5 protein-coding genes are annotated in these 4,475 nt (G+C 35.4%); 2 read left to right on the forward strand and 3 right to left on the reverse strand.

Annotation, left to right across the window (positions count from 1 at the left end; translation table 11 throughout):
• The first annotated feature begins 152 nt into the window (after nucleotides 1–152).
• A complete protein-coding gene (locus QME45_14470) occupies nucleotides 153–347 on the forward strand; it encodes a DUF1858 domain-containing protein (protein MDI6619833.1) in 195 nt (64 codons plus the stop codon).
• 99 nt (nucleotides 348–446) lie between these two features.
• Here QME45_14470 and QME45_14475 read toward each other — a convergent pair whose 3' ends face one another.
• A complete protein-coding gene (locus QME45_14475; GenBank protein ID MDI6619834.1) occupies nucleotides 447–689 on the reverse strand; it encodes a hypothetical protein in 243 nt (80 codons plus the stop codon).
• A 169-nt stretch (nucleotides 690–858) separates the two neighbouring features.
• Entirely contained in the window at nucleotides 859–1,308 is a 450-nt protein-coding gene (locus tag QME45_14480; protein ID MDI6619835.1) for a hypothetical protein, read from the reverse strand.
• Nucleotides 1,309–1,566: 258 nt separating this feature from the next.
• On the opposite strand from QME45_14480, the gene QME45_14485 reads away from it, so the two are divergent.
• A complete protein-coding gene (locus tag QME45_14485) occupies nucleotides 1,567–3,483 on the forward strand; it encodes a BMP family ABC transporter substrate-binding protein (protein ID MDI6619836.1) in 1,917 nt (638 codons plus the stop codon).
• Between the two features lie 141 nt (nucleotides 3,484–3,624).
• On the opposite strand, the gene QME45_14490 is transcribed toward QME45_14485, so the two are convergent.
• The gene (locus QME45_14490; protein ID MDI6619837.1) at nucleotides 3,625–4,212 is read right to left on the reverse strand and encodes a metallophosphoesterase family protein; all 588 of its coding nucleotides are present in this window, start codon (nucleotides 4,210–4,212) and stop codon (nucleotides 3,625–3,627) included.
• Nucleotides 4,213–4,475: the final 263 nt, after the last annotated feature.

A 4,475-nucleotide genomic window follows, 5' to 3' on the forward strand; every position in this document is an offset into this window, starting at 1 on the left:
CGTCGCTCAAAATAACATAATCCCATCTATGCCTGATTTCAAATTGCGAATTGAATATCCATAATATTATCTATTTTTATTTTCAACTTATTATGTTAAAATTATTCAGGATGTGCTATTATTTAATAATAGAATATTTGGAGGTGGATTTTATGATTACTAAAGAAATGTCCATAACAGAAATAATTGAAAAACATCCTGAAACGGAAGAGATTTTCTATAAATATGGCATGTACTGCCTGGGCTGCATGGCAGCGATGTTTGAAAGTTTAGAGCAAGGCGCATTGGCCCATGGAATAGATGTGGATAAATTCGTGGAAGATTTGAATAAGGCAGTAAAGAAGTAATTCAATTCCTTATGCCGTTTAAAGATGGATTTAATAAATCAATAATCCGAAGGGGACTTGCGTGTCCCCTTTTTTTTATTCCGGATTATCTAATTGAAATTATATATGGACCTTTCTTATATTTACAGTTTTATCTCTGCCGCATGCAGGGCAGATATAGATATGCTGACAGATTCCGTATGGTTCGCCGTCAATTATGTCGGTATCGTTATAGTTTAAGTACGGGCTGTAGTCGTCATAGTAATCCTGTATTCTTCCACCATTCTTCATTTCGTTTCCGCATTCGTCACAATATATGATGCATTCTGAAATACCGTTACACACCGGGCATAAATATTCCATAAGCAACCACCTTTTGATATATTGACAGGCATCTCCACGGCATACACGTTTTATATTTGAAGAATATGCACCTGCCTCTTGCATCTATATATAATATTAACTAGAATTTAAAAACTTATTAAATAATCGCACATAGGGTGCGTTAAACCTGCCTATATGCTTAAAATTCTCACGGAGATTTAGGAAGCGTTGCAATAACAAGTTTTTCTAAGACCTCGAAAACATCTTCCGATAAGTCTGCTATATTATATATTAATTCCAGCATCTTTCTTATTTCATGTGATTTTGCAAAATTAATATTTGACATGTTATATGCGGCAACGGAGAAAAAATCGGCTGAAGTTGCAAGCGCCGTCAATATGTTTAAAACAGGGACAACTTCAGTTTCTATTGCAAATCTCAGGGATGGATTAAGTCCAAGACGTATAATCTGAGCCCTTATATCGTTTATTGATGTAATAATTGAGAGTATCCTGTTTAATTCGCCCTGAATGTCTATCGGAGTCGTAGGCGGTATAGTCGGTGGTGCTCCGCCTGCAGCCTGGGGAGCCTGCAATGCCTGTACTATTTCCTGCCCCACAATTGCCGGGACATTTGTTCCCTCTCCGGTAAGCGCCATTTAATCTCCCCCTTTGTTCTAATAAATAATAAAAGACTATTATTCACTATAATCTGCAATATAATTTTTAGTACAGGCATAACGCATTTCCAAAAAAAGATATTTCAGTGTCTTCTATATAGAATACGTTATTGCAATCGTCGGTATTCAAAATACTTGCCGTCATAATATATATTTACGCAGCATTTACAAATTATTTGCCAATAAATTATACTGATTATGGTATAATTATTTATATAAGTTTAATGAGGTGATATAATGAAAGACTTAAGTCCTGAAGAGCATTTTAGGGCTGCTCATAGAAGCGCTCTCAAAGAATATTCAAGCAAAACTTCAAAAGGTCAGATCGGTTATCTGCCTTCACTTGAAGGGCTGATTAAGGATACCGATATTGTTTCATATGTAGATTTGGGTCTTATGGAGGTACCCCTTAAAAAAGTCATCGGCACCTATTCATATTTGCGCAGCCTGACATTTGCGGCTAACTTCATGCCTATATTAAACAGTGAATCCGAGTTTAAATCGAAATGGGTTTCCCTCTGCAATTCGCATATCAAGGAGGGTATCCGCGATCCTATAAAAGTATATGAATACCTCAACTGGTATTATGTTGTGGAAGGAAATAAGAGAGTCAGCGTATTGAAGTATTTTGACGCTTATTCCATTACTGCAAATGTTACCCGGCTGATACCTAAAATAGACAACTCGGACCCGAATATACAGCTGTATTATGAGTTCCTTAAATTCACTAATAAAACAAAGATTATTTCCATCTGGTTTACTAAACGCGGAAGTTTCACAAAACTTCTGGATTTGCTGGAAAAGTACAATCCACCGGATAAGTTTGAAAATAAGTATAAGTACTTTGAAAAATATATATATAATGTCTTTAGAAATGTATATTATGAAATAGGCGGAGATAAATTACCAATTACTACAGGCGATGCATTCTTAGAATATGCTAAAATTTACGGTATTCCTTTTGAATTCAACGAAGTAGAATTAAAAAAGAAATTGAAGGAACTGAAGAAAGAGCTCAGATTCTTCAAAAAGGATAAATTTGTAAATATAATGACCAAACCTGTAGAAAAAAGCCAGGGAAATGTTCTGTCAACAATAACCACGTTTATAAAACCTGCAAAAAAGATAAAGGTGGCTTTTGCATATGCGAGGACAATCGAAACATCCGGCTGGACATTTACCCATGACCTTGGAAGGCAATATGTAGATCAGGTCCTCGGCAGTCAGGTTGAAACTTCTTATATAGAAAACGTAGCGGAAAACGATAATGCATATTCTCAGATAAAAACCCTTGCCGAAAATGGCAACGATATAATATTTACAACCAGCCAGGTGTTTTTAAAAGCTACGTTGCGCTGCGCTCTTGAATACCCGAATATCAAATTTTTCAACTGCTCGGAATATAAGCCGTATAAGCATCTTAGCAATTATTACGGCAGAACATACGAGACAAGATTTCTTACGGGCGTAATTGCAGGTTCCATGACGCAAAATAACATACTCGGCTATGCAGCTACATCCCCTACACCTGAAGTCATAAGCTGCATAAATGCTTTTTCCCTCGGGGCAAAAATGGTAAATCCATATACCAAAGTTAAGGTTACATGGACAAGAGAATGGAACAGCCATTTAAAGTTTACAAACGCCAACAACAGGCTTATGGAATTGGGTGCGGATATAGTTTCCAATAGGAACTTGAGCTTGCCGAGAGATGTTACAAGAAAATACGGTGTATTTTCGATGCTATGCAGTATGGATATAAAAACAGGAAAGCCGATACACCACCTTGCCGCGCCTATATGGCACTGGGGAATATTTTATGAAAAAATAATAAGAAGTGTATTAAACGGCACATATAAGACCGTAACAGATATGTTCAGCAGCGATGGTAAACTTGTTAATTTCTGGTGGGGAATGGCCTCCGATGTGCTGGATATATACTATTCCAAAAAATATGTTCCTTCAGGCACGCAAAAACTTGTAAACCTTATGAAAAATATGATAGTAAATAACCTGTATAACCCATTCACGGGACCTATATATGACAATAAAGGGGTTTTAAGAATCAATGACGAGGAAGCTGCCTCCCATGAAGAAATACTAAACATGAATTGGTTTGTCGACAATGTTGAACCGGAGGAATATATAAAATAACCTTACTCCGGGTGAATGCCGGTTATTTGAGAAATATTCTTCAAATGCAAAAATGTACTGTCTTACACTTAAGTTAAAGGACACATTGCAAAATTTATATGCGCATGAAAACAGGACACAGAGATTAATGTGTCCTGTTTTTTAATATTCTAATATGTAATGGTCATATGCATTGATAACTGTGGTATTTTTATATTGCAATATCCTTTTTTGCCTTAAATAATTCAAGTGGACATGCCCATGTATAAAATATTTGGGAGAATATTTATCGATAATCTCATTGAATGCCTTAAAACCTTCATGGCATAAATCCTTATCGTCTCCGATGCCATATGCGGCAGCATGGGTGACAAGTATATCCAGTCCTTTATTCCATAAAATACGCCTCGTCATCTTTCTAACTTTTCTTTTCATTTCTTCATCTGTAAATAAAAGTTTCTTCGGACCATAGCCTTTACAGCCTCCGATGCCAAGAATCCTTATATTTTTATATTTTACAAATTTATTGTCTATGGACTCACATCCTTCAGGAGGATTCTCGAAATAACTCTCATTATGATTTCCATAAACATAAAATAACGGTGCTTTAATCATGGTTACAAGGAACGAAAGGTATTCGCTTTTTAAATCCCCGCATGAAATCATCAAATCGATGTCTTTGAATTTTTCAGGCTGAAAATTATCCCATATATAAGGTGATTCTATATCGGATACTAATAAAATTTTCATATAAATTGACCAGCTTTCCAAACAGCGAATCAGCTTTAAATATTACAAAGGTAAATTATGTAAAATATTTTGTCGCTATTTTGTATTTTAAGACCATTAGTTATATTTAGTATATATTATAAATTACTTTCCGTCATCCATGCAACTTTTTATTTATGGCATCTTCAATTCGCAATATGAAATCAGGCATAAATGTGATTATGTTATCTTGAGCAACGAATGAGCATTATGAAAGTTTTGATAAGTTCTTGGCTTTGCTGCCG

This window comes from Clostridiales bacterium (assembly GCA_030016385.1).
Taxonomy (GTDB): domain Bacteria; phylum Bacillota; class Clostridia; order Clostridiales; family Oxobacteraceae; genus JASEJN01.

Excerpts from the sequence above, each read along its gene's own strand:
- QME45_14470 (MDI6619833.1), top strand. The coding sequence starts at position 153 with ATGATTACTAAAGAAATGTCCATAACAGAAATAATTGAAAAACATCCT.
- QME45_14475 (MDI6619834.1), bottom strand. The coding sequence starts at position 689 with ATGGAATATTTATGCCCGGTGTGTAACGGTATTTCAGAATGCATCATA.
- QME45_14480 (MDI6619835.1), bottom strand. The coding sequence starts at position 1,308 with ATGGCGCTTACCGGAGAGGGAACAAATGTCCCGGCAATTGTGGGGCAG.
- QME45_14485 (MDI6619836.1), top strand. The coding sequence starts at position 1,567 with ATGAAAGACTTAAGTCCTGAAGAGCATTTTAGGGCTGCTCATAGAAGC.
- QME45_14490 (MDI6619837.1), bottom strand. The coding sequence starts at position 4,212 with ATGAAAATTTTATTAGTATCCGATATAGAATCACCTTATATATGGGAT.